The 24,478-nt window shown below is 72.8% G+C and carries 18 protein-coding genes and 1 tRNA gene; 14 read left to right on the forward strand and 5 right to left on the reverse strand.

The genetic code is table 11. From position 1 onward, the window contains the following. The first annotated feature begins 888 nt into the window (after positions 1 to 888). From ACFPM7_RS06850 to ACFPM7_RS06880, 7 genes are all read left to right on the forward strand, one after another. Positions 889 to 2,109 (forward strand): TadA family conjugal transfer-associated ATPase, encoded by a 1,221-nt coding sequence (locus ACFPM7_RS06850; RefSeq protein WP_378245056.1) that lies wholly within the window; start codon positions 889 to 891, stop codon positions 2,107 to 2,109. Next, complete coding sequence (locus tag ACFPM7_RS06855) at positions 2,094 to 2,873, forward strand: type II secretion system F family protein (protein ID WP_378245058.1); 780 nt, start codon at positions 2,094 to 2,096, stop codon at positions 2,871 to 2,873. The genes ACFPM7_RS06850 and ACFPM7_RS06855 overlap by 16 nt, the downstream gene beginning before the upstream one ends. A 299-nt stretch (positions 2,874 to 3,172) precedes the next feature. Continuing rightward, the gene (locus tag ACFPM7_RS06860) at positions 3,173 to 3,787 is read left to right on the forward strand and encodes a type II secretion system F family protein (RefSeq protein ID WP_378245060.1); all 615 of its coding nucleotides are present in this window, start codon (positions 3,173 to 3,175) and stop codon (positions 3,785 to 3,787) included. Between the two features lie 18 nt (positions 3,788 to 3,805). Next, positions 3,806 to 3,985, forward strand: coding sequence for a DUF4244 domain-containing protein (locus tag ACFPM7_RS06865; RefSeq protein WP_378245062.1), 180 nt, complete (start codon positions 3,806 to 3,808; stop codon positions 3,983 to 3,985). Beyond that, positions 3,982 to 4,359 (forward strand): TadE family type IV pilus minor pilin, encoded by a 378-nt coding sequence (locus tag ACFPM7_RS06870; protein ID WP_378245064.1) that lies wholly within the window; start codon positions 3,982 to 3,984, stop codon positions 4,357 to 4,359. Before ACFPM7_RS06865 ends, ACFPM7_RS06870 begins: the two co-directional genes overlap by 4 nt. Next, on the forward strand, positions 4,343 to 4,708 hold the full coding sequence (locus ACFPM7_RS06875) for an Rv3654c family TadE-like protein (RefSeq protein WP_378245066.1): 366 nt from the start codon (positions 4,343 to 4,345) through the stop codon (positions 4,706 to 4,708). Before ACFPM7_RS06870 ends, ACFPM7_RS06875 begins: the two co-directional genes overlap by 17 nt. Before the next feature lie 517 nt (positions 4,709 to 5,225). Continuing rightward, on the forward strand, positions 5,226 to 5,861 hold the full coding sequence (locus tag ACFPM7_RS06880) for a bifunctional DNA primase/polymerase (RefSeq protein WP_378245068.1): 636 nt from the start codon (positions 5,226 to 5,228) through the stop codon (positions 5,859 to 5,861). 656 nt (positions 5,862 to 6,517) lie between these two features. Here the strand turns inward: ACFPM7_RS06880 and ACFPM7_RS06885 are convergent. Further along, positions 6,518 to 8,815, reverse strand: coding sequence for a DEAD/DEAH box helicase (locus ACFPM7_RS06885; RefSeq protein ID WP_378245070.1), 2,298 nt, complete (start codon positions 8,813 to 8,815; stop codon positions 6,518 to 6,520). 232 nt (positions 8,816 to 9,047) lie between these two features. Between ACFPM7_RS06885 and ACFPM7_RS06890 the strand changes: the two genes are divergently transcribed. From ACFPM7_RS06890 to ACFPM7_RS06915, 6 genes are all read left to right on the forward strand, one after another. Then, complete coding sequence (locus tag ACFPM7_RS06890) at positions 9,048 to 11,330, forward strand: sodium-translocating pyrophosphatase (RefSeq protein WP_378245072.1); 2,283 nt, start codon at positions 9,048 to 9,050, stop codon at positions 11,328 to 11,330. 129 nt (positions 11,331 to 11,459) lie between these two features. Further along, complete coding sequence (locus ACFPM7_RS06895; RefSeq protein ID WP_378245074.1) at positions 11,460 to 12,080, forward strand: hypothetical protein; 621 nt, start codon at positions 11,460 to 11,462, stop codon at positions 12,078 to 12,080. A 6-nt stretch (positions 12,081 to 12,086) separates the two neighbouring features. After that, positions 12,087 to 12,761, forward strand: coding sequence for a hypothetical protein (locus tag ACFPM7_RS06900; protein WP_378245076.1), 675 nt, complete (start codon positions 12,087 to 12,089; stop codon positions 12,759 to 12,761). A 69-nt stretch (positions 12,762 to 12,830) separates the two neighbouring features. Further along, positions 12,831 to 15,617 (forward strand): type I DNA topoisomerase, encoded by a 2,787-nt coding sequence (gene topA, locus ACFPM7_RS06905; RefSeq protein ID WP_378245078.1) that lies wholly within the window; start codon positions 12,831 to 12,833, stop codon positions 15,615 to 15,617. A gap of 221 nt (positions 15,618 to 15,838) precedes the next feature. Then, on the forward strand, positions 15,839 to 17,920 hold the full coding sequence (locus tag ACFPM7_RS06910; RefSeq protein ID WP_378245080.1) for a bifunctional MFS transporter/dTMP kinase: 2,082 nt from the start codon (positions 15,839 to 15,841) through the stop codon (positions 17,918 to 17,920). Continuing rightward, positions 17,920 to 19,107 (forward strand): DNA polymerase III subunit delta', encoded by a 1,188-nt coding sequence (locus ACFPM7_RS06915; RefSeq protein WP_378245082.1) that lies wholly within the window; start codon positions 17,920 to 17,922, stop codon positions 19,105 to 19,107. The genes ACFPM7_RS06910 and ACFPM7_RS06915 overlap by 1 nt, the downstream gene beginning before the upstream one ends. A 59-nt stretch (positions 19,108 to 19,166) precedes the next feature. Here ACFPM7_RS06915 and ACFPM7_RS06920 read toward each other — a convergent pair whose 3' ends face one another. Then, complete coding sequence (locus tag ACFPM7_RS06920; protein WP_378245084.1) at positions 19,167 to 20,816, reverse strand: hypothetical protein; 1,650 nt, start codon at positions 20,814 to 20,816, stop codon at positions 19,167 to 19,169. Between the two features lie 138 nt (positions 20,817 to 20,954). Here ACFPM7_RS06920 and ACFPM7_RS06925 point away from each other — a divergent pair. Further along, positions 20,955 to 21,028: transfer RNA gene (locus tag ACFPM7_RS06925), tRNA-Thr, on the forward strand. 71 nt (positions 21,029 to 21,099) lie between these two features. Here the strand turns inward: ACFPM7_RS06925 and ACFPM7_RS06930 are convergent. The 3 genes from ACFPM7_RS06930 to ACFPM7_RS06940 form a co-directional block, all read right to left on the reverse strand. Continuing rightward, positions 21,100 to 21,681, reverse strand: coding sequence for an excalibur calcium-binding domain-containing protein (locus ACFPM7_RS06930; RefSeq protein ID WP_378245086.1), 582 nt, complete (start codon positions 21,679 to 21,681; stop codon positions 21,100 to 21,102). Between the two features lie 331 nt (positions 21,682 to 22,012). Beyond that, positions 22,013 to 23,665 (reverse strand): serine/threonine-protein kinase, encoded by a 1,653-nt coding sequence (locus ACFPM7_RS06935; RefSeq protein WP_378245088.1) that lies wholly within the window; start codon positions 23,663 to 23,665, stop codon positions 22,013 to 22,015. Continuing rightward, the gene (locus ACFPM7_RS06940) at positions 23,662 to 24,456 is read right to left on the reverse strand and encodes a hypothetical protein (RefSeq protein ID WP_378245090.1); all 795 of its coding nucleotides are present in this window, start codon (positions 24,454 to 24,456) and stop codon (positions 23,662 to 23,664) included. Before ACFPM7_RS06940 ends, ACFPM7_RS06935 begins: the two co-directional genes overlap by 4 nt. Positions 24,457 to 24,478 lie beyond the last annotated feature (22 nt).

Raw genomic sequence — 24,478 nt, forward strand, 5'->3', positions numbered from 1 at the left:
CCTACCCCGACTCCAGCCCCTACCCCGACTCCAGCCCCCACCCCGACTCCAGCTCCCACTCCGCTGCCGGCCCCTACCCCGTCAGCCCCCACCTCGCCACTGGCCCGCACGCCGCCGCTGGCCCGCGCCGTCCCGCCTCCCTCACGATCCTGTCGGGTGCCACCCCTGACCACCCCCCTGCCCCGGAGGCCACCACCGCCGTCATCTCCGCAGCGCGCCGAGCAGGCAACACAGTCATCTGCGACCTCCCCCGCACCTTCACCCCCACCACTCACGCCGCCTTGACCGCCGCAACCCTGACGGTCGTAGTAGTCCCCGCCGACGTCCGCTCCTGCGCCGCCGCCCACCGCATTACCGGCCACCTCCGCACCTGGGGCATCACTCCGCACCTGATAGTCCGAGGCCCGTCCCCCTCCGGCCTCAGCCCCCACGAGATAGCCCGTTCCCTCGACACCCCCCTCCTGGCCCACTACAAGGCCGACCGCACCCTCCCTCCTTCCTTGGACAAAGGCACCTTCACCCCCCGAACCTCCCTGACGAAAGCCGCCCACACCGTCCTCAGCCACGCCCCCACTTAGCCCCCGCCCAGCGCCCCCGCTCCCCGCCCACCCACACCCCCGCCTAGCGCCCCACGCCACGCCACACCCGCGCCCTGTCCTTCCTGTGCCGCGCTTACTGCTCCCGTGGCCATCACTCCACCCCAACCGACACCCGCCTTCTGCCTCCACCGCGAACCCCACGCTCACAGCCGCCCCACCGCGAACTTCCCGCCTGCTCCTCTCGCCGCCACCGCAGTCCTGCCACCGTCGCCCACCAATCCCAACAGCGAAAGCGATTCCCACCCTGCCTTCGCCCACCCGCCCAGTCCGCAACCGCCCGAGGACCCCGATGCTCACCGACCTAGCCGACCGAGTCCGCCACCGCCTGGCCCAATCCGACACGACCTCCGTGACCCCCGCCATGGTCGCCGAAGCCGTCCGCGAATGCGCGGGCGGCGTCCTGGGCCACGACGACATGCTCACCGCCCTCACCCAGCTGCGCCAGGAGTTCACCGGCGCAGGCCCCTTGGACCCCCTCATCGCCACCAACGCCACCGACATCCTCGTCACCGCCCCCGACCAGGTCTGGACCGACACCCCCACCGGCCTGCACCGCACCACCGTCCGCTTCCCCGACGACGCCGCCGTCCGCAGACTCGCCCAACGCCTGGCCCTGGCCGCAGGTCGCCGCCTGGACGACGCCCAACCGTTCGTAGACGCCTGGCTCCCGTCAACCGTCACCGACACCCAAGTGCGGATGCACGCCGTTCTCCCACCCATCGCGACATCCACCTGCCTGTCCCTGCGCATCCTCCGCCCAGCAACCCACACCCTCGACCACCTCACCCGCCTCGGCACCTTCACCACCCCAACCGCCGACCTCCTGACCGCGATCGTCAAGTCCCGCCTGGCCTTCCTCGTCTCCGGCTGCACAGGCTCAGGCAAGACCACGCTCCTCTCCGCCCTCCTCTCGGCGGTCCCGCCCACCGAGCGCATCGTCTGCATCGAGGACGCGGGTGAACTCCACCCCGACCACCCCCAGTTCGTCCGCCTGCTCTCCCGCCCACCCAACATCGAGGGCGCGGGCGAGGTGACCCAGCGCGACCTCGTCCGCCAGAGCCTGCGCATGCGCCCCGACCGCATCGTCGTCGGCGAGGTTCGCGGCGCTGAGCTGATCGACCTCCTGACAGCCCTCAACACCGGCCACGACGGCGGCGCGGGCACCGTCCACGCCAACACCCCCGGCGAGGTCCCCGCCCGCCTCGAAGCCCTGGCATCCCTGGCAGGCACGCCCACCCAAGCCCTTCACAGCCAGCTGGCCGCCGCCGTACACCTGGTCATCCACATGACGAGATCCGGCCCCCACCGCACCCTCACCGAGATCGCCGTCCTCCACCGCGCGGGCCCCACCGTCCAGGCCACCCCCGCCTGGCGCGACAACCGACCCACCCAGGACTACCCGCTCCTCGTCAACCTCCTCAAAGGACCCAAACAGCCATTCCCCTCCCGTCCTGACCCCATTCCCGGACAGCCTCCGCAAAGGACCACCCGGCCATGCCCCCAGCCCTGACCCCGCTGCTCTTGGCCGCCGCACTCCTCGCCTGGCCGGCCAACCCCGCCCGCCGCAGGCTGCGCGCCCTGACCCCGCCCACCACCACGCCCAAGCGCAGGGCGCAGATACCACTCACCGCCCTGATCCCAGCAGCCATCGCCATCGCCGCCTGGCCGCCCCTGGGCCCAGCCGGCGCACTGTCAGCCGCACTGCTCACCGCCGTGATCCGCTCCACCATCCGCCGCCGCCGAGCCACCCGCGCCCACCTCACCTCCCAAGACGCCTTGACCGAATCCCTCCGCTCCCTGGTAGCCGAACTCCGCACAGGCGCAAACCCGGTAACCGCCGCGGAGTCCGCGGCAGAGGAGGCCCCAGCCGCCGTAGCCGCCCTACTCCGCTCCGCGGCGAGCACCACCCGCATGGGCGGCACCCCCACCGTCCCACCCGACGCCGCAGGCGCCCAGATCGTCCACGCCTGGCACCTAGCCACCCACCACGGCCTCCCCTTGGCCGACATCCTCAACTCCACCCGTCACGACTTGGAACACCGCACCCGCGCCGCCCGCCAAGCCGACGCCCGAATGGCGGGCCCACGAGCCAGCGCCACAGTCCTGGCTTCCCTCCCCGCCATAGCCCTTCTCCTGGGCCACACCACCGGCGCGGACCCCTTGTCCGTCCTAGCCGACACCCCCCTCGGCCAACTCCTCCTCCTAACCGGAACCTGCCTGGCCGCCCTAGGCCTCCGCTGGTCCGACCACATCACCAGAACAGCCCACCCATGACCAATCCGCCCTCCCACACCCGCCCTCGCGTACCGCGCCCGTGCGCTGTCGGTCTCCCAGTCCGCCGTCGCCCACCTGATCCGAGCAGGACCCGCGCCGGCTCAACACCAAACAGGAGCCCGCGACTGCCCCAGCCCGCGACTGCCCGACGCCCATGACTGCCCCTAGCCCATGACTGCCCAAGCCCATGACTGCCCAAGCCTGTGACCACCCAAGCCCCCTGACCTCCACACCTCCCGGCTCGTCCCGCTCATCTCCGACCGCCCTCGCCCGCCCAACTCCACACCGAGCAGGAACCCATGACCGCGCCTCTCCTCGCCATCGCCGCAGCCGTTCTCCTCTGGTCCCCGCACCGCCCAGCCGCCGCCCGCCTTCGTCGGCTCGCCGCCGCCTTCGCCGACACCCCGCCCAAGCCGAGCCCGTTCACCACCGTCCGCGCCAAGTTCGCCGCCCTCGCCGAGTCCGTCCGCCCCCGGGCCCCGACCACGCACTCAGGGGCAGCCGCCTACGACCTCCTGGCCGCCTGCCTCACCGCCGGGATGCCGATTCCCACCGCCATCCGCGCGACGGCTGACCACTTCCCACCCCACACCGGCGCCATCCTCAGGGAAACCGCCGACCTCCTGGCCCTCGGCGCGGCCCCACCCGAAGCCTGGGCGCGCGCCGCGGAGCACCCCGACACGGCCCGCTTCGCGCGCAGTGCGCGGCGGAGCGCGCGGGCGGGGACGGCGTTGGCCGACGTCGCGCGTGGGCTCGCCGAGCGCACCCGTGAGCAGGCCGCTGACGCCGGGGACGCGCGGGCGCAGCGGGCCGCGGTCATGATCGCCGCGCCGCTGGCCCTGTGCTTCCTGCCCGCCTTCCTCTGCCTGGGCATCGTCCCGGTGGTGGTCGGTATGGCGCAAAGGCTCTTCTAACCCCACGAAAGGACACCCGTGTACTTCTTCATCCTCAGCCGCCTCTTTCGCCGCGACTCCGGCATGGGCACCACGGAGTACGCCCTGTGCACCGTCGCCGCCGCCGCGTTCGCCGTCATCCTCTACACGATCGTCACCGGAAGCGACATCGTCGAGAAGGTCACCGCCCTGATCTCGGACTCCCTGGAGGAGCCGTGATCCGCACGGACGACCGGGGCGCGGTGACCGTCGAGGCGGCCATCGCCGTCGTCGCCATGGTGGTCGCGCTCGGGCTCGTCCTGGCAGGCGCGGCGGCGGCGATCGACCACATCCGGTGCGTCGACGCCGCTCGTGAGGCTGCCCGCCTCGCGGCCCGAGGTGACCCCGACCGCGCGCACCGCGCCGCCGCCGAACTCGCCCCCGCAGGCGCCACCGTCTCCATCACCTACGCCGACGACACCGTCCGAGTGCACGTGCTCGCCGGCGGCCCACTACCCGGCCTGCGCCTTTCCGCCGACGCGCACAGCATGCTCGAACCGGGCGTAGGAGAACCTGGCGCGGCAGAAGGCGGGGGCAGTGGCGCGCCACCGTGACCGCGGCGCGGCGACGGTCTGGGCGGCGATCGTCGTCGCCGCGGTGGCGGCGCTCGCGGTGGCGGTGATCGGGGTCGGCGCGGCGGTGGCGGCGCGGCACCGGGCCGCGGCCGCGGCCGACCTCGCCGCGCTCGCGGGGGCCGGTCGCGCGTGGTCGGGCGGGTCCGTCGCATGTGCCGCGGCGCGGGACATCACCGCGCGGATGTCCACCGAGCTGCGGTCCTGCACGCTGGATGGCCTGGTCGTGACCGTTCGCGTCGGCAGGCGGCTCGCCGCCTTCGGGTGGGCGGAGGCCACCGCCCGAGCCGGGCCGGCGGCTGGGTCCGGCGCCGAGGCTGCGGGCGGTTGACCTGCGGCGGACCGCGCGGTCAGAGCCGGATCCACTCCAGAGCCGAACGGGTAGCGGGAGCGCCGGAGCGGTGGTGTGCATGACGCCACCGCTCCGGCGTCGACCGCTCGTCGGGCACCCGAGGTGAGCCGAGCGGCCATGATCGACGGCGGTCACCGAGGGGGCGGGCGGGATCAGCGGTTGCTGACGCACGGTGAGCGGCAGGGGGCACGTGGGCGGGAGGGCGAGGGCAGAGGCGTTGGCCACTCTCCGTAGAGGGCAGTTTCGGCTGGTCATGATGGGCGAGAAAGGAGACGGAGGCCACAGTGGCCGGTCGGCGGGGCTACCCGGACGTGTGAGAGCGGGGCGAGCGGTGACCGGTTTGTGGGGCTTCGGTTGCCCGGCACGTTGTCGTCACTTCACCTTGTCATAACGACCAGTTGTCGACTGCAAGTTTCCCGGGGTTCCGTGATGCCGTTGAGTAGGTCACAGGACGCCGCGACCGGGAGTCCGTGACAGGAGGAAGGCTCCACCGACGATGTTGGACAGCAGCGAGAGGTCTGAGAGCTGGCGCCGGGCATTCCGGCCGGAACTGCGAGCCGAGGCGATCGGCCTGGCGTTCCAGGGCTGGTCGGTCCTGCCGGGCACGTACCCCACCGCGACCGGGTGGGCGGGCCGGGACGGCATCGAAGCCGACGGTCCCCAGCCCGTGCACACCGATTGGCGCCAGCGGGTCGGCACCGACGCCGCCCAGGTCGCCACCTGGTGGGCGGGCAAGCCGTACAGCCTGCTGCTGGCCACCGGCGCCGGGGTCGACGCCATCGAGGTCGACGGCGACCTCGGCAGGCGGGCCGCCCGGGTGCTGCGCACCTTCGGCTTCCCCGTGCCCATCGCGGCGACGCCGGAGAGCCGCTGGGTTTTCCTCACCCGCTCCGGCGCGACGCTGCACCGCGACCTGGTCGAGCACCCCGACCACGCGGTCACCCTGCGCGCGGAGGGCGACTGGATCGCGCTGCCGCCGAGCCCCGTCCGGCACGGTGTCGTGCACTGGCGGGTCAAGCCCGAGGTGTGCAACTGGGCCCTGCCGCACTCCCGCATCGTGCAGGACGCGCTGCTGGAGGCACTGGACGCGCCCGTGCACCACATGATCGGCACTCTCGTCGCCGCCGACTAGGCGAGACGGACCAGTCGACAACTCAACAGTGGACCACTGCGGTCGGGTGGGGTGAGCCTCCTCCCGTAACCTCCCCCGCCCGACCGCAGAACCAAGCCTGTCCCGTGCGCTACCGCCGCACTCCCGCCCTAGGCGGAGCGCGCGGACAGGCCGCCAGCCGAGCACCGAGTGGAGGAACGAGCCTCCCAGGACCGCTCCGGCCACCGGACGACCAGCGGCACCCGCCCGCCGCTGCCCGTCGGCACCCGCCCTGGGCCCCGCCGCAGCCCGACGCCTCCCCGGCGCACGCGCGGCGCGGACCCCGCCGACGACCGATCCGCGATGGCCGAGCGTCCTCCGGTAGCAGGCGCCCACCAGCGCTCGGCGGCACCAGGAGCGCGCCGGGATGCGCGTCGGACCCGAACCCCGACGCGCCCCGGCGCGCTGCCATGTCTTGGGACGGCTGGGAAGCAGGACACGGTGAGGGCGGTTGCCCTGCCGTGGTGGGGTTTCTAGCGTTAGTTGATCATGTGGACTATTCGCCGGCCGAATGTCCGGCCCCCGCCGCCAGGTTATCGAGGGGTGGCTGAGAGCGGCCAGGTGTAGGTGGGGGGTGTGGACAACTGTCGGGCGGGGGCGCGGTTCGGTCGTGGGGAGGCGTGGGGTCGGGGTGATGCTCAGAGGTCTGCCAGGACGGTCTGCAGAACCGTGATCGCGCCGGCCTTGTCCAGCGGTTCGTTGCCGTTTCCGCACTTCGGGGACTGCACGCAGGACGGGCAGCCCGCGGGGCACTCGCACGCCGAGATCGCCGCCAGGGTCGCGCTCAGCCACTCCCGCAGTGCTTCGTGTCCGCGTTCGGCGAAGCCCGCGCCGCCCGGGGCGCCGTCGTGGACGAAAACCGTTGCCTGGCCGGTGTCCGGGTGCCAGGCCGTGGAGACGCCGCCGACATCCCACCGGTCGCACGTGGCGAACAGGGGGAGCAGGCCGATCGCGGCGTGTTCGGCGGCGTGCAGGGCGCCGGGGACCAGGGCGGGGAGGATGTTCGCCCTGGTGAGGGCGGCTTCGGGGAGGGTGTACCAGACAGCGCGGGTGTGCAGGGTGTGGGCGGGCAGGTCGAGGGGGATCTGGTCGATCACCTCGCCGGAGGGCAGGCGGCGCAAGTAGCCGGTGACCTGGGAGGTCACCGCCACGTCGCCGAAGGAGACCGTGCCGCCGGAGGGGAGGGTGCGGGTGGTGAGGACGGTGTGGACGGCGATGTCGATGTCCTCGCGCGGGGAGGTCGACCACTCCGGGCTTTCGGCGTGCACCATCGCCAGGCAGGCGTCCAGGTCCAGTTCGTCGACCACGTAGGACGCGCCCTGGTGCAGGTACACCGCTCCGGGGTGGACGGTCGCGCAGGCGCTGCCGCCGCCGACCGTGCCGAGCATGCGGCCGGAATCGGCTTCCACCAGGGCGATCTGCTCGCCGCCGGAGCCGCGGATGTCCACATCGGCGTGCGGGCGGTCGCGGGCGGTCCAGTACCAGCCGGACGGGCGGCGGCGCAGGACGCCGTCGGCGACGAGGCCGTCGAGGACTTCGGCCGCCGTCGGGCCGAAGGCGGGCAGGCAGTCCGGGGTGAGCGGGATCTCGGCGGCGGCGCAGGCCAGTTGGGGGGCCAGGACATAGGGGTTGCCCGGGTCGGTCACCGTCGCCTCGATCGGTCGCCGCAGGATCGCCGACGGGTGGTGCACCAGGTAGGTGTCCAGCGGGTCGTCGCGGGCGATGAAGACCACCAGGGAGCCCTCACCGCTGCGGCCCGCGCGCCCGGCCTGCTGCCAGAACGACGCCAGCGTGCCCGGATATCCCGCGACGACGACGGCGTCCAGACCGGCGATGTCCACGCCCAGTTCCAGCGCGCTGGTCGAGGCCACCCCCAGCAGCTCGCCCGAGGTCAGCGCCGCCTCCAGGGCGCGGCGCTCCTCGGGCAGGTAGCCCGAGCGGTACGCGGCGACCCGCGATTCCAGCTCTGGGTCCACTTCGGACAGGATGCGGCGGGCGCCGAGGGCGGTCAGCTCGGCGCCGCGCCGGGAGCGGACGAAGGCCAGGGTCGCCGCGCCCTCGATGACCAGGTCAGCCAGGACGCGGGCGGCCTCGGCGCCCGCCGAGCGGCGGATCGGGGCGCCGTTCTCGCCGGTCAGCTCGGTCAGCGGGGGTTCCCACAGGGCGACCGTCCGCGCTCCGCGCGGGGACGCGTCGTCGGCGACGGCGACACAGTCCACACCGGACAGCCGAGACGCGGAGGCGGCCGGGTCCGACACCGTCGCCGAGGCGAGGACGAACACCGGCGACGAGCGGTACTTCTCCGCGACGCGGCGCAGCCTGCGCAGCAGCAGCGCCACGTGCGAGCCGAACAAACCCTTGTAGGAGTGGCATTCGTCCACCACGACGTACCGCAGGTTCCTGAAGAACTGCGCCCAGCGCCCGTGCGCGGGCAGCACACCGCGGTGCAGCATGTCGGGGTTGGTGAACACCCAGCGCCCGTGCGCGCGGACCCAGTCGCGCTCGGCCATCGGGGTGTCGCCGTCGTAGGAGGCGGCGCGCAGGTCGGGCAGGTCGAGCTCGCGCACCGCGCGCAGCTGGTCGGCGCCCAACGCCTTGGTGGGCGAGAGGTAGAGCGCGGTGGCCTTCGGGTCCGACAGCAGCGCGGTGATCACCGGCAGCTGGTAGCCCAGCGACTTGCCCGACGCGGTGCCCGTCGCCAGCACGACGCCGCGCCCGGAGTGCGCCAGCTCGGCGGCCCGCGCCTGGTGCGCCCACGGGGCCTCGACGCCGCAGCCGCGCAGCGCCGCGACCAGCTCGGGCGGGGTCCACGCCGGCCACGGCGCGGTGACCGCCTCACGGGCGGGCAGCGACGCGACGTGGGTGATCGGGTCGTCGCCGGGGAGCAGGCCGGCGATCACGCGCTTGAGCAGCAGATCACCGCGGTGCGCACCCATGCTGGCAGCTTCGCACAGGCTGTCGCCGGTGGAAGAACCGGGCGAGACCTTGGTCACAATCCGTTGGATTCCCCACTACGCACAGTGCACCGTCCGGGACGGCTCGCGGACGACCATTGCTTTACCAATAGACTCCGCGCGCATCCCACCGATTGTGGTGGTGCACACGTCGGTAACGGGGCCGGTCCAGCAGACGTCGGCGCCCGGAACAGGCAGATCAACAGGAGGACGGATGCAAGGGCAGTCCCTCGCGGCGGACCTGACACTCACCGGCGCTGATCGCGGTGTTGTCGTCGTGGTCGCCGTGATCGCCCTCGCCGCTCTTGCCGTCGGGTATGTGCTGCTCAAGGAGGTTCTGGCCGCCGGTCAGGGAACCGCCAAGATGCAGGACATCGCCAAGGCGGTCCAGGAGGGCGCGGCGGCGTATCTCAAGCGGCAGCGCAATACGCTGCTGGTATTCGGAAGCATCGTCTTCCTGCTGCTCTTCGCGCTCCCCGCGGAAAGCACGTCCGAGCGGATCGGCCGCTCGCTGTTCTTCGTGGTCGGCGCGGCGTTCTCGTTCGCGATCGGCTATCTGGGCATGTGGCTCTCGACCCAGGCCAACCTGCGTGTCGCCGCCGCGTCGGTGGAGGACGGCGGCCGCGAGAAGGCCATGCGGATCGCGTTCCGCACCGGCGGTGTGGTCGGCATGGCCACCGTCGGCCTCGGCCTGTTCGGCGCCGCGGTCGTCGTGCTCGTCTACACGGGCCAGGCGCCGAAGGTGCTGGAGGGCTTCGGTTTCGGCGCCGCGCTGATCGCGATGTTCATGCGCGTCGGCGGCGGCATCTTCACCAAGGCCGCCGACGTGGGCGCCGACCTGGTCGGCAAGGTCGAGCAGAACATCCCCGAGGACGACCCGCGCAACGCCGCCACGATCGCCGACAACGTCGGCGACAACGTGGGTGACTGCGCCGGTATGGCCGCGGACCTGTTCGAGTCCTACGCCGTCATGCTCGTCGCCGCCCTGATCCTGGGCAGCACGGCGTTCGGCGTGCAGGGCCTGCTGTTCCCGCTGATCGTCCCCGCACTCGGTGTCATCACCGCGATCCTGGGCGTCTACATCACCAAGGCGAAGGCCGGGGAGAGCGGTCTGACGACCATCAACCGCTCGTTCTACATCTCCGCGCTCGTCTCCGCGGTGCTGTGCACGGCGGCGGCGTTCATCTTCCTGCCGACCTCGTTCTCCGAGCTGACCTCCGCGGCCGACCCGAGCGTCGAGGGCAGCCCGGCGCTGGTCGCGGCCGTCGCGGTGATCATCGGCATCGTGCTGGCGGGCATCATCCTGTGGCTCACCGGCTACTTCACCGGCACCGAGTACAAGCCGGTCAAGACCGTCGGCGAGACCTCGCTGACCGGTGCGGCGACCGTCGTGCTGTCCGGCATCTCGGTCGGTTTCGAGTCCGCGGTCTACACCGCGCTCGTCATCGGCGGCGCGGTCTACGGCGCGTTCCTGCTCTCCGGCTCGGTGGTCGTGTCGCTGTTCGCGATCGCGCTGGCGGGCTGCGGCCTGCTGACCACCGTCGGCGTCATCGTCGCGATGGACACCTTCGGCCCGGTCTCGGACAACGCGCAGGGCATCGCCGAGATGTCCGGCGACGTGCACGGCGAGGGCGCGGCGATCCTGACCGAGCTGGACGCGGTGGGCAACACCACCAAGGCCATCACGAAGGGCATCGCCATCGCCACCGCGGTCCTGGCGGCGACAGCGCTGTTCGGGTCCTACCAGGACGCCATCACGCAGGCGCTGGCCAAGGCGGGCGCGGACATCACCATCGCGGACTTCATCGTCTTCAGCCCGAACGTGCTCGTCGGCATCCTGATCGGCGCCGCGGTCGTGTTCATGTTCTCCGGCCTGGCGGTCAACGCGGTCACCCGGGCGGCGGGTGCCATCGTCTTCGAGGTCCGACGCCAGTTCCGCGAGATCCCCGGCATCATGGAGGGCACGACCCGGCCCGAGTACGGCAAGGTCGTCGACATCTGCACCCGCGACTCGCTGCGCGAGCTGGCCACCCCCGGCCTGCTCGCCGTGCTCGCGCCGATCGCCGTCGGCTTCGGCCTCGGCGTCGGCCCGCTGGCGGGCTACCTCGGCGGCGCGATCGCCGCGGGCACGCTGATGGCGGTGTTCCTGGCGAACTCCGGCGGCGCGTGGGACAACGCGAAGAAGCTGGTCGAGGACGGCCACCACGGCGGCAAGGGTTCCTCGGCGCACGAGGCCACCATCATCGGTGACACCGTCGGCGACCCGTTCAAGGACACCGCGGGCCCGGCCATCAACCCGCTGATCAAGGTGATGAACCTGGTCTCGGTGCTGATCGCGCCCGCCATCGTCACCATGTCCGTCGGCGTGGACGCCTCCCCGGGCGTGCGCATCGCCATCGCGCTGGTCGCGGCGGCGCTGATCGTCGCCGCGGTCGTCATCTCCAAGCGGCGCTCGACCTCGATCGCCGACACCCCGGCCGCGACGGTCGCGGGCTGATCGACTCGCACCACCCGGAAAGGCCCGTCCCGCCCACGCGGGGCGGGCCTTTCTTGGTCGGCGGGCCCACCTGGCCCGTGGGACCATCGGGGCCACGCCGACCGAGCTAGCCCGAGGGAGCCCAGCACCATGGTCCGCCGATCCGCCTTCGCCGTTTCCGCCGCAGTCGTCCTCGCCCTCGCGGGCTGCTCGGGCGACGGGCAGGAACCCGGCGAGATGGTGCCGCCCACCACCACAGCGGGCGCGCCCGCGGAGACCGGGGAGGCCTCCGGCGCCGTCGCCTGGGCCGAGCAGGTGTGCGCGGCCGTGGCGCCGGAGGTGGAGAAGCTGGGGGCCGGTCCGAACATCGACCCGAGCAACCCGCAGGCGGCCAAGGACGGCCTCGTGACCTACCTCGGCGACATGGTCGACTCGCTCGACCGGATGATCGACGGCATGGAGGACGCCGGCGCCCCGCCGGTGCCCGACGGCCAGGTCGCCGTCGACCGCGCCACCGGCACGCTGGAGGAGGCCAAGGGCTCGGTGGAGTCCGCCAAGGCCGAGCTGGAGAAGGCCGACGTGAACGACCCGGCCGCCTTCCAGGCCGCGTTCACCAAGGTCGGCGAGGACCTGCAGAAGCTCTCCGACCTGGACAACCCGATGGCGGGCCTGCGCGGCAACAAGGAGCTCAACGACGCCTTCCAGCAGGCCGAGTCCTGCAAGAAGCTGGCGGGCACCGGCTCGACGGGCACGGTCACGCCGACCTCGTAGAAGGCGGTGACCGGGCGGGCGCGGTCCGTGCTCGCCCGCTTCCGCCGCTCGAACTTCTGTTCTAACCTGGCCGCCGTGGAGCAGCTGTCCTTCTACTCCGCCGAGGCGTCGAGCCCCCGGGTCGCCGACCTGGCGGGGCTGCTCTGCGGGCCGGGCCGGGTGCGGGTCTTCGCCGGGACTTCGGCCAGGATCACGGTGCCCGTGCGCGAGCACTGGCGGGCGAACGCGCTGGTCACGGCGTTCGGCATCCGAGGGGTCACGGTCGGCCGCTCGGTGTGCGAGTACACCGGTGACCTTGAATTGCGCACCGCGTTCCGCAAAGATCTGCTCCCACTCGCCCTCGCCTGGGGGCAGCGCAAACAGGTCCCGGCCGGATTCACCCCGGACGGCAGCACGCTGCGCTTGTGGGCGCTGGCCGCGGGCCGGTGGGTGGAAGGGGGGTACGGCCTCGCGCTCGACCGCGCCGCGCCGCACACCGGGGACGCCCTCATCGGGGCCCTGGCCAGGTGCGGGCTGCCCGCCACGGCGTACGCCGGAGGGCTGCGCGTGCGTGGACGGCGTAGGCTCGCGCGGCTCGCCGAACTCGTCGGTCGCCCGCCCGTGCTGAGCGGTGGCGACGGGGCCGACGCGGGGGGTGACGCACAGTGGCCGACGGTCACGGAGATGCGTGTGGTGTCATGAAGGTGTAATGGTGGCCGATGGCAGGGTGAGAGCTGAGCCGTCGAAGCGGGGATAGAGAGAACGGTATCCGTGGCCGGAACGAAGTCCAGCAGAAGCGCCGGGGGTGCGCAGCCGCGCAGGCTCGTGATCGTCGAGTCCCCGGCCAAGGCCAAGAAGATCGCGTCCTACCTCGGGCGCAACTTCGTGGTCGAGTCCTCTCGCGGTCACATCCGCGATCTGCCGCGCAAGGCCGCGGAGGTGCCGGACAAGTTCAAGGGCCAGACGTGGTCGAACCTCGGGGTCAACGTCGACAACGGCTTCGAGCCCATCTACATCGTCACGCCGGACAAGAAGTCCACGGTCACCGAGCTCAAGGGCCTGCTCAAGGACGTTGACGAGCTCTACCTCGCGACAGACGGCGACCGCGAGGGCGAGGCCATCGCCTGGCACCTGCTGGAGGCGCTCAAGCCCAAGGTGCCGGTCCGGCGGATGGTCTTCCACGAGATCACCGAGTCGGCGATCCGGGCCGCCGCCGAGAGCACCCGCGAGCTGGACCGCGACCTGGTCGACGCCCAGGAGACCCGGCGCATCCTCGACCGCCTCTATGGCTACGAGGTCAGCCCCGTGCTGTGGAAGAAGGTCATGCCGCGGCTGTCGGCGGGCCGCGTGCAGTCGGTGGCGACCCGCATCGTCGTGCAGCGCGAGCGCGAGCGCATGGCGTTCGTCTCCGCCTCCTACTGGGACATCTCCGCCACGCTCGACGCGGGCGCCGACGCCGAGCCGCCCACGTTCGGCTCCCGGCTGCTCTCCGTCGACGGCGCCCGCCTGGCCACCGGCCGCGACTTCGGCCCGGACGGCAGGCTCAAGGGCACCTCCGAGGTGCTGCTGCTGGAGGAGGCCGAGGCCCGCCGCCTCGCCGACGGCCTCAGCGGCGCCGCCCTGACGGTCACCAGCGTCGAGGAGAAGCCGTACACGCGGAAGCCGTACGCGCCGTTCATGACCTCCACGCTGCAGCAGGAGGCGGGCCGCAAGCTGCGCTTCTCGTCCGACCGCACGATGCGCGCGGCGCAGCGGCTGTACGAGAACGGCTACATCACCTACATGCGAACCGACTCCACGACCCTGTCGGAGACGGCGATCCAGGCCGCGCGCACACAGGCCGCCCAGCTCTACGGCGGCGAGTTCGTCTCGCCGCAGCCGCGCCAGTACACCCGCAAGGTGAAGAACGCCCAGGAGGCGCACGAGGCCATCCGCCCGGCGGGCGAGGTCTTCCGCACCCCCGGCGAGGTCGGCAGCGAGCTGGAGGCCGACGAGTTCCGCATCTACGAGCTGATCTGGCAGCGCACCATCGCCTCGCAGATGGCCGACGTGCGCGGCACCACGATGACCGTGCGGATCACCGGCAACGCCGCCTCCGGCGAGGAGTGCGTGTTCTCCTCCAGCGGCCGCACGATCACCTTCGCGGGCTTCCTGCGCGCCTACGTCGAGGCCGTCGACACCGAGACCGGCGGCGAGGCCGACGACGCCGAGCGCCGCCTGCCCAGGCTCGCCAAGGGCCACGCGGTCACCGCCGCCGAGCTGACCGCCGACGGGCACGCCACCAGCCCGCCGCCGCGCTACTCCGAGCCCAGCCTGATCAAGCAGCTGGAAGACCTCGGCATCGGCCGCCCGTCGACCTACACCTCGATCATCAAGACGATCCAGGACCGCGGGTACGTGTGGAAGAAGGGCTCGGCCCTGGTCCCGTCCTGGATCGCGTTCTCGGTGATCGGGCTGCTGGAGCACCACTTCGAGCGGCTGGTCGACTACGACTTCACCGCCGCGATGGAAGACGAGCTGGACCGCATCGCCGTCGGCGACCAGGAGCGCACCACCTGGCTGTCGGGGTTCTACTTCGGCGGCGAGGTCGGCCCGGAGGGCTCGGTCGGGCGCTCCGGCGGGCTCAAGAAGCTGGTCGGCTCGGGCGTGGAGGAGATCGACCCGAAGGAGGTCAACTCCATCCGGGTCTTCGACGACGCCGAGAAGCGCCCGGTGGTGGTCCGCGTCGGCCGCTACGGGCCGTACCTGGAGCGCGAGGTCGACGGCGAGGCGCAGCGCGCCAACCTGCCCGAGGACCTGCCGCCGGACGAGCTGACCATCGACATCGCCGAGCAGCTGTTCTCGGTGCCGATGGAGGGCCGCTCGCTGGGCACCGACCCGGTCACCGGACACGAGATCGTGGCCAAGGACGGCCGCTTCGGGCCGTACGTGACCGAGGTGCTGCCCGAGGAGGAGCCGGAGCCGGGCAAGAAGAAGGCCAAGGCGAAGGCCAAGCCGCGCTCGGGGTCGCTGTTCGCGTCGATGTCGCTGGACACGGTGACCCTGGAGGACGCGCTCAAGCTGATGTCGCTGCCGCGCGTCGTGGGCACCGACCCGGCCTCCGGCGAGGAGATCACCGCGCAGAACGGGCGCTACGGGCCGTACCTGAAGAAGGGCACGGACTCGCGCTCCATCTCCAGCGAGGAGCAGATCTTCGCGATCACCCTGGACGAGGCGCTGAAGATCTACGCCGAGCCCAAGCAGCGCGGCCGCCGCACCGCGGCCGCGGCGCCGCCGCTGCGCGAGATGGGCCCGGACCCGGTGTCGGGCAAGCCGATGGTGATCAAGGACGGCCGCTTCGGCCCGTACGTCACCGACGGCGAGCACAACGCCTCGCTGCGCAAGTCCGACAACGTCGAGACCATCTCGGTCGACCGCGCCTCGGAGCTGCTGGCCGAGAAGCGGGCCAAGGGACCGGCCCCGAAGCGGACCACGACCCGCAGGGCTCCGGCGAAGACGGCGGCGAAGACCACCAAGAAGGCCCCGGCGAAGAAGCCCGCGGCGAAGTCCAAGGCCTGATCCGCGCGCCCCGGTCGAGACCGCTGTCCCGTCTCGGTCGGGGTTCGCCGGGTGCGCCGGTCCGACTTGCAGCACAATCGCTGGGAGTGGCCCCGGAGACAACGGGTTCACCCGAAAGTCACCCTCAGCGCATGCGGGGGTGGCTAACCTGGGGCGACCGGGCATCCGTCACCTGATCGGCGGATGAGCGTGGTTACGCTGGGGTGCTTCTCGGGTGTGGAATGGGGTGGAGGGCGATCAGCACCGGCTCGAACGGGCAGGCAGCGGGCCGAGCCGACGGCGGCTCGATGGCCCACCGCGCGCGCAGCGTCCTGTCCATCCGCCCCTTCCGCAGGCTGTGGGGCGTCACCTACCTGTGCAGCACGGGTGACTGGCTCTCCCTGCTCGCGCTGACCGGCCTGGTCACCACCTTCCTCGACGACTACAAGGCGCAGAGCTTCGCCTTCGCGGGCGTCGTGCTCACGCAGCTGCTGCCCGGCCTGCTGTTCGCCCCGATCGGCGGCCTCTTCGCCGACCGCTTCGACCGGCGCAAGGTCATGGCGCTGGCCGACGTCGCCCGCTGCGGGCTGTTCATCTCGATCGCGGTCGTCGGCTCGCCGCTGTGGCTGTTCATCGGCAACTTCCTGATCGGCTGCTGCGCGCTGCTGTGGATTCCGTCCAAGGACGCCGCGGTGCCCAACCTGCTGCGCCGCCCCGACCAGGTGGAGACGGCCAACCAGCTGGGCATGGTGATGACCTACGGCATCGCCGTCATCAGCGGCGCCGGCCTGTACGCGCTGATCACCGGCGTCAGCGAGGCGTTCGGATTCAACCCCGGCGGCTTCGGCATCGCCAACGTGATCCTGCTGCTCAACGGCGCGCTGTACCTCTCCAGCGCGATCATCATCGCCACCCGCATCCCCGAGCTGTCCAAGCGCGCCGAGCCGAAGCCCCCGCCCGGCCCCTCGGAGGGCGCCGCGCCGCGGCAGGCCCCGGCCGAGAAGTCCGGCTTCCTCGGGATGATCAAGGACGCGGCGCATTTCGTGCGGACGACACCACTGGTGCGCGGCCTGCTCATCGGCATGATCGGCGCCTTCGCCGCGGCGGGCGCGCTGGTCGGCTCGGCGCAGCTGTACGCCAACAGCCTGGGCGGCGGCGAGTCGGCCTTCGGCTGGCTGTTCGTCGCGATGTTCCTCGGCCTGGCCACCGGCATGGGCGGCTCGCCCAAGCTGGCCCGCACGCTGCCGCACAACCGCCTCTTCGGCGTGGCGATCGTCGTGGCCGGGCTGGTGCTCACGGTCATCGCGCTCTCGCCGCACCTGGCGGTGTCGCTGATCGCGGTGTCGGTGCTCGGCGCGGGGGCGGGCGCGGCCTTCCTGACCGGCGTGACGATCATCGGCACGCAGGTCGAGGACGCCATCCGCGGCCGCATCAACGCCGTCTACCAATCCCTGATGAAGATCATCCTGGCGGGCGCGATGGCCGCCACGCCGGTGCTGGTCGGCCTGGTCAGCCCGAGCACGGTGACCCTGTTCGGCAAGCCCATGATCATCGACGGCACGCGCCCGGTGCTGCTCGGCGCCGGCCTGATCGCCGCGCTGGTGGGCGTCATCGCCTACCGGCAGATGGACGACCGCCGCCAGGAGAAGATCCTCACCGACGTGATGGCCACCCTGCGCCGCTCGCCCCGGCGCTCGACGGGCCTGCTGATCGCCGTCGAGGGCGTGGCCGGGCTGGACACCAGCACGCAGGCCAGGCTGCTCGCCGACTGGCTCGGCCGCTCCGGTCGCCGCGAGGTCCAGCTGGCCGAGGACCCGGCCCTGGACGACGGCAGGCTCCGCGCCGTGCTGGCGGGCGCGCAGCTCTCCAGCGACCGCGCGCACGCCCTCGTCGCCGCCGCCGTGCGCGCCGACCTGGTCGAACGCGAGATCCGGCCGGCCCTGGAACGCGGCGCGCTGGTGGTCATGGAGCGCTTCGTCGACAGCCCGCTGGCCTACCTGTCCACCCGGGCAGGCCTGGACGCCGCCGAGCTGGAGGGCCTGGCCGACTGGGCCACCTCGCGGCTGCGCCCGGACGTGACCGTGCTGCTCGACCGCGAGCCGGGCACCCTGCCGCCGCGCTCCCCGGCCACCGAGCATCATTGGCACGTGCAGAAGCTGCTCACCGACATGGCCGCGGCCGACCCCGACCACTACATCGTGGTCGACGGCGACGGCCCGGCCGACGAGGTCGCCGAGCGGGTGTGCACGGCCGTGCGCGCCGTGCTCACCGACCGCAAGCTGGGCGAGCTGGTGCCCGTGCCGGACCCGGTCGAGGCGGGCTGATGGCCGTCTGGGCGCAGCTGGTCGGCCAGCCCGCCGCCGTGGCCACGCTCAGCACCGCCGCCAAGGCCGCCACCGCCCTCGTGGACGGCACCGGCCCGGCCACCGGCATGACCCACGCCTGGCTGTTCACCGGACCGCCCGGCTCGGGCCGCTCGGTCGCCGCGCGCGCCTTCGCCGCCGCCCTGCAGTGCACCACCGGCACCGCCGGCTGCGGGGAGTGCCCCGGCTGCCGCACCAGCATGGCGGGCACCCACGCCGACGTGCGCGTGGTGGAGCCCGAGGGGCTGTCCATCTCGGTGCTGGAGATGCGCGCCCTGGTGCAGACCGCGGCCCGCAGGCCGACCGGCGGGCGCTGGCAGGTCGTCATCATCGCCGACGCCGACCGGCTCACCGAAGGCGCGGCCAACGCGCTGCTCAAGGCCGTCGAGGAGCCCCCGCCCCGCACGGTCTTCCTGCTCTGCGCCCCCTCCGACCACCCCGACGACGTCTCGGTGACCATCCGCTCCCGCTGCCGGGCGGTGCCGCTGCGCACGCCCGACGCCGGGGCGATCGCCGACGTGCTGCACTTCCACGACCGCGTAGACCTGGAGACCGCGCGCTGGGCGGCCTCGGTGTGCGGCGGGCACGTCGGCCGCGCCCGCAGGCTCGCCACCGACGACGCCGCCCGCGAGCGCCGCGCCAAGGTGCTGCGCATCCCGATGAACCTGGCCACCCTCTCCCACGTCTTCGACTCCGCCGACGAGCTGGTGAAGGCCGCCGAAGCCGACGCGGCCGAGGTCTCGGCCACCCGCGACGACGTCGAGCGCGACGCCCTGCGCACCGCGATGGGCCACGGCGGCACCGGCAAGGGCACCGCGTCGGCGACCCGGGGCAGCGCGGGCGCGCTGAAGGAGCTGGAACGGCGGCAGAAGTCCCGCGCCACCCGCACCCAGCGCGACTCGCTCGACCTGGCCCTGGTCGACCTGGCCGGGTTCTACCGCGACGCGCTCGTCATCGGGTCGGGCTCGGAAGCGGTGCTCAACCACCCCGACCACACCGACGCGGCGACCCGGGCGGCGAACTCCTGGCCGCCGGAGTCGATCCTGCGCCGCCTGGAGGCCGTGCTGGCCTGCCGCGACGCGCTGGAGCAGAACGTGAAGCCGCGCATCGCCGTCGAGGCGATGGTCTCGGCCCTCTACCGCGGATAGGACGCCAAGACCCCCCGCCCAGGATGGAGTTGGGCAGGGGGTCTCGGCACCCCACGGGCCTAGTCGGCCCGCGAGTTCCTGCGCGGCAGAGCCGCAGCGTTCCTGCGCGGCAAAGCCGCAGCGTTCCTGCGCGGCAAAGCCGCGACGATGACCACGCCGAGCAGCAGCATCGCCGTGCCGGTCCAGAAGATCGGCACCGCGTGGTAGGCCGCGTTGGTGTAGGCCAGCGGCGGCTTCGGCTTGCCCTGCGGGGCGGGCGGCGGCGGGCTCTGCGGGTTCTGCGTCGCCGTCCCGCACACCACGCCGCCCTCGGGGGCGTAGGCACGGGCGACCTGCTCGCCGAGGGAGATCTGGGCCAGCGCGCTGGGCAGGTTCGGCAGGCCGAGCGCGTCGGTCGGCAGGACCTGCAGGTCGAGCATGCGGGCCGAGGCGCCGAGCTGGTAGCCGGTGAACGGGGTCTTGGCCTCCTCGCCCTTCTGCGTCAGCCCGGCCACCGACAGGCGCAGCACACCGAGATCGAGCTTCTTGAGGCCGTCGTCGAGCGCGTCGGTCAGCGGGCTGCCGTCGCCGAGCAGGCCGCCGATGATCGGCAGGTCCTTCAGGCCGGGCAGCGCGTCGACGCCGGGCAGCGGGATGCCGACCGGGATGTCGAGCTTGGGGTTGGCCGCGTCGAGCTTGCCCAGGCTCTTGCCGCCCTGGAGCACCTCGAACACCGGCGCGGTGTAGGCGACCCGCGAGGTGGCCTTGTCGCCGGTGGAGGTGACCTGCAACGTCGGCTGGCTGACCACCTTCACGATGATCTCGAACGGCGTGCCCGCCAGGATCTTGATCGCCGCGACCTGCATGGTCGAGGTCGAGCGCACGGCCTTGTTCTTGGAGCCCGGGATGTCGACCAGCTGCACGACCGACCGCGCCGACAGGGTGTTCGGCAGGCTCAGCAGCGACCCCTTGCCGGTGGTGCCGGACCCGCCGAGCACGCCCCCGAGCGTGCTCAGGGGGCCGCCCAGCTCCTTCAAGCCAGCGATCAGCTGGTTGTTCTGCGCCTCGGTCAGGTTGGGCGCCTTGAAGACACCGGACAGGTCGGTGACGCTCGGCAGCGTCGGGATGGCGTTGAGCGCCGACAGGCTCGCCAGCTCGGTGGAGGCGTCGGAGATGGTGCCGACGCACGGCCCGAGCGTGTCGCTCCACTGCGCGTGCACCCGGCCGTTGATGAGCCCGACCTTCAGCAGCGCGTCCAGCGGCGTCGCGGGCGGGTTGACCCCACCGCTGCGCGGCTGGGTGTTGTTCGGCGGGGCGGTCTGCGCCAGCGAGCCGGGCGCCTGCGGGCTGTTGCCCTGCACCGCCAGCCCCCCGGGCGCCGACTGCGCGACGGCCTTCTCGTAGGCGAGGTAGGCCTCGCTGTTGGCCTGCGCGCTGGCCAGCCCGAACCCCAGCTCGACGGCCGCCTGCTTGGGCAGCTTGTCCTCGGCCCCCGGGATGATCGACCCGGTCGGCGTCGAGTTCGGCGCGATCCGGATCACCGCGAGCCCGGTCCCCGCGTCCCCCACCGCCTTGCCCAGCGGCTGCGGCCCGATGGGCGCGCTCGGCGGCGGCGCGCTCGGGTTCGCGGGCGGCGGCACCGGCGTCGTCGGCACCTGCGCCACCGCAGGCCCCGCGCTCAACGCCAAGAACGCCACCGACGCTGGCAACGCCAGGAGCCGACGATCCATCGTTGGAGCCCTCCTTAACCGCGCGCTCCATCCACACGCGCGTATGAAGTAAACGACGCTTCCACCGCGGGGTGACGCCCCACCCCCACCCCCGCTCGGACGGGTGACCCGCTTGGCCCGCTACACTAGGTCCCACCTGCCGCCTTAGCTCAGTCGGCCAGAGCGGCTCACTCGTAATGAGCAGGTCAAGGGTTCGATTCCCTTAGGCGGCTCGCAGGTCAACAAGCCCGTCCCGATCGTGGGGCGGGCTTGTTCGCGTCCTGGGTTTCCGCTCGTGGGGTCCTCAGCGCTCGCAGGCGATGCCGTTGCGGTCGCGGTCCAGGACGGGGCGGTAGCCGGGGGTGCCGCGGCGGAGGGGGGCGTGGCCCGCTTCGCGGGCGGCGCGGCAGTTGCGGAAGTAGTCGTGGGGTTTCGGGTGGCGGTTGGTCGTTTCCGGGGAGCGGGTGGGGGTGGGGTCGGGGCTGGGGGGCGGGACGCGGACGGGGAGGACGTCTTCGCCGAGGCAGGGCTGGCCCCAGAGGCCGAGGAAGGCGGCGCCGGAGGCGGTGGCGGCGGCGTGGTGGGTTCCGGCGGCGTCGCGGGTGGGCTTGGCGTGGCCGCGGTGCAGGGCGCCCGCGGCGAAGTCGGTGCCGTCGGGCAGGCGGATGGCGGCGGTGACGGCGCGGGTCTGGTTGGCGGTGGGGGTGGCCGGGGACACGGCGGCGGCCAGGATCGGGGTGGGGTCGATGAGGTCCACTTCGGCGCCGAGCAGGGTTTCGGCGGTGTACCCGCGGGCGGCGTCGGCCCAGCAGGGTCCGGGGGGAGCGAGGCCGGCCACCACGACGCGCTCGCCCGCCGAGGTCAGGACGGTTCGGGCGTCGACCACCGTGGACACCGTGGCTTTCGCCGGCGCGGTCGGTGCGGTGGTGGTCGGAGCTGCGGTCGTGGTGGTCGGCCTCACGGTGGGCAACTGTGCGGCGGGGGTCTCCTCGACGGGACCGGTCAAGTCGCTGACCAGCCACACGACGGCGCATGCGCCGATGACGGCCGTTGCGGCGGTCAACCGCGAGCGGGTCGGGCGCGCGTTCGTCATGTGGTCCCCTCGCGCACGGGTGCACTTGTGGGGGAGGTCGACCGGGCGACGACCCACCGTTACTTGAAGCGTCAATTATCACTCTAACGGAGCAGTGGCTCCGCCGCGACGTCCCGAGAGTAGTTCAGCGGCGCCGGGCTGACCACGCCGTCGCGAGGACCAGCGCGGCCGCGGCGACCGCGCCCGCCGCCACCACCGCGACGCCGTAGGCCAGGTCGGGCTCCGTCGAGGTCACCGCCGACACCAGCAGCCACACCGCCGCCCCCAGCAGCGCCCCGAGCGGCAGTGCCGAAACCGGAGCCGCGGGCCGCCGGTGGCCGCGCCGCAGCGCGCGCGACAGGGACTCGATGTACGCCACCGCGAACAGGCCCAACAGGACACTGCCCGCCCCCATCACACTGGCCAGCGGGTGGTTGCCGGTCCTGACGGTGAACGCCTGAGTCTTGCCGTCCTTGGTCAGCTCGCCGGTCGCCGCGCCGCCCACCAGCCAGCGCAGCAGCGGATTCGGCTCGCCGGTTTCCGCCGTGACCGAGCCGAGCGGGATACCCGCGGCGTTGACGGTGAACGACTCCGGCTCCCCGCCCAGCGCCACCGGCTCGCTGAAGTCCACCGTGACCGGTTCCGAGACCGGCTGGCCCGCCACGGTCAGACCGTCCACGACCGACGGGTGCGCCGCGTTCGCGGGCGCCAGGAACGGCAGCACCACCATCAGCACCGCGGCGAGCGCGGCCAGCAGCCCCGGCCACAGCGGCGACGGCGCTCTCTTGATCAGCTCGCTGGCGGGCCGCAGCCCGTCGCGGCGCAGCAGGTCGGGGTCGAAGGTGCGGGTCTGCTCGTGGCCGACGCCGCGCACCGGCGGCGTCGCCACCGTCGGCATGTCGGGCCTGCCCTGCTGGGTGATCGCCGCCATCACCCTGGGCGCCAAGTGCACCGGCACGCCCGCGCGGTCCAGCCAGCCGGGGCCGAACACCGCCGTCGCCGCGCCCGCGATGTCCACCGCGAAGGCCTCGGCGTCGCGGTAGCGGTCCATCGGCTCGCGGGCCAGTGCGCGCATGACCACGGTGGACAGCGGCGCGGGCACGGCGGGCAGCGGACGCGGGTCGGCGAAGATGCGCTGGCGCATCATGCTCACCGCGCCGCGCGTGCGGTCGTAGGGCAGATCGCCGCACAGCAGCTCGTAGAGCACCGTCCCGGCGGCGTAGAGGTCGGCGGCGGGCGTCAGCGCGTTGCCCATGGCCTGTTCGGGGGCGATGTAGGCGGGGGTGCCGAGCACCTCGCCGCCGTGGGTCATCAGCGTCGCGCCCTCGCTGACGACCTGCGCGATGCCGAAGTCGGCCACCTTCATCACCCCGGCCGAGGTGAACAGCAGGTTCTTCGGCTTGACGTCCAGGTGCAGCACGCCCGCCTGGTGCGCGGCGTGCAGACCGGCCAGCATCGCCAGCGCGATCGCGCACGACTGCTCACCGGTCAGGCCCGCGCCGTGGAAGCGGCTGTAGACGGTGCCGCCGTCGAGCTTCTCCATCACCAGCAGGTTGTCGCGCCCGGTCTGCACGTAGTCGTAGACCGGCACGATGTGCGGGTGGTCGAGACTGGCCAGCACCCTGGCCTCGCGGTCGAAGCGGGTGTTGACGTCGGGGTCGCCCGGCACCAGCTGCTTGATGGCGACCGCCCGCCCGAGCGAGCGGTGCACGCCCTCGAAGACGACGCCCATCCCGCCGGAGCCGATCTTGGCCCCGACGGCGTACTGCGGCAGCGCGGCCCCGACGTCGGCGGTCACGCGAACGGCCTGGTGGTCATGCCGACGGTCGGCCCGTCGACCGGGTACCGCTGGGCGGGCTCCGGCGGCACCGGATGCGGGGTGAGGAACCCGAGCACCATCGCGATCAGCGACGCGCCCAGCACGATCGGGATCTCCACGGCGGGCTCCGGCGGCACCAGTCGCAGCACCGAGAGCGTCACCACCGCCACGAGACCGGTGCCCACGCCCGCGGGCAGGAACCGCAGCGCGCGGCGGAACCGGTTGCCCGACAGGCGGTGCCGGGCGAGGGCGAGCAGCGCGCCTGCCCAGGTGAGCGCCGTCAGCAGCGCCATGGCGATGCCGAAGACGCCGTAGACCGACCACAGCGACCCGCGCACGTCGGCGACGGTGTCCACGCCGCCGAGGAGTTCGCGGTCGTCGTCGAGCAGCTCGATCGAGGTCGGCAGCAGCCCGATGGCCTGGCCGTCGAGGTCGCGCACGTCGAGCGGGAAGGTCCTGGTGGCCTCCCCGCCCGCCGGGACCTCGAACGGAATCGTGGTGTCGTAGGCGAAGAACGTCAGTGCGAGCGCGACGCCGGAGACCCGCACGAGCCGCACCTGCTTGGCCTGCGAGCCAGGGTTGACCGCGGTCACCGACAGCTCGGCGGGCGCGCCGGGGTCGAGGGTGACGGTGCGGTCGGCGACGTTGCGACCATCCAGGGTCACCGTCACCTCCAGGCCCTCCCGCGGAGTGCTTTGCGCGGCTGCCGACGACGCTCCCACCAGGGAGGTCCCCAGTAGCGCAACCGCGACGACGATGAGACGTCCCATGGGTGACCCCCGGTTGGTGCGG

It is taken from the genome of Actinokineospora guangxiensis (genome assembly GCF_042657845.1).
GTDB classification, from domain to species: Bacteria; Actinomycetota; Actinomycetes; order Mycobacteriales; family Pseudonocardiaceae; genus Actinokineospora; species Actinokineospora guangxiensis.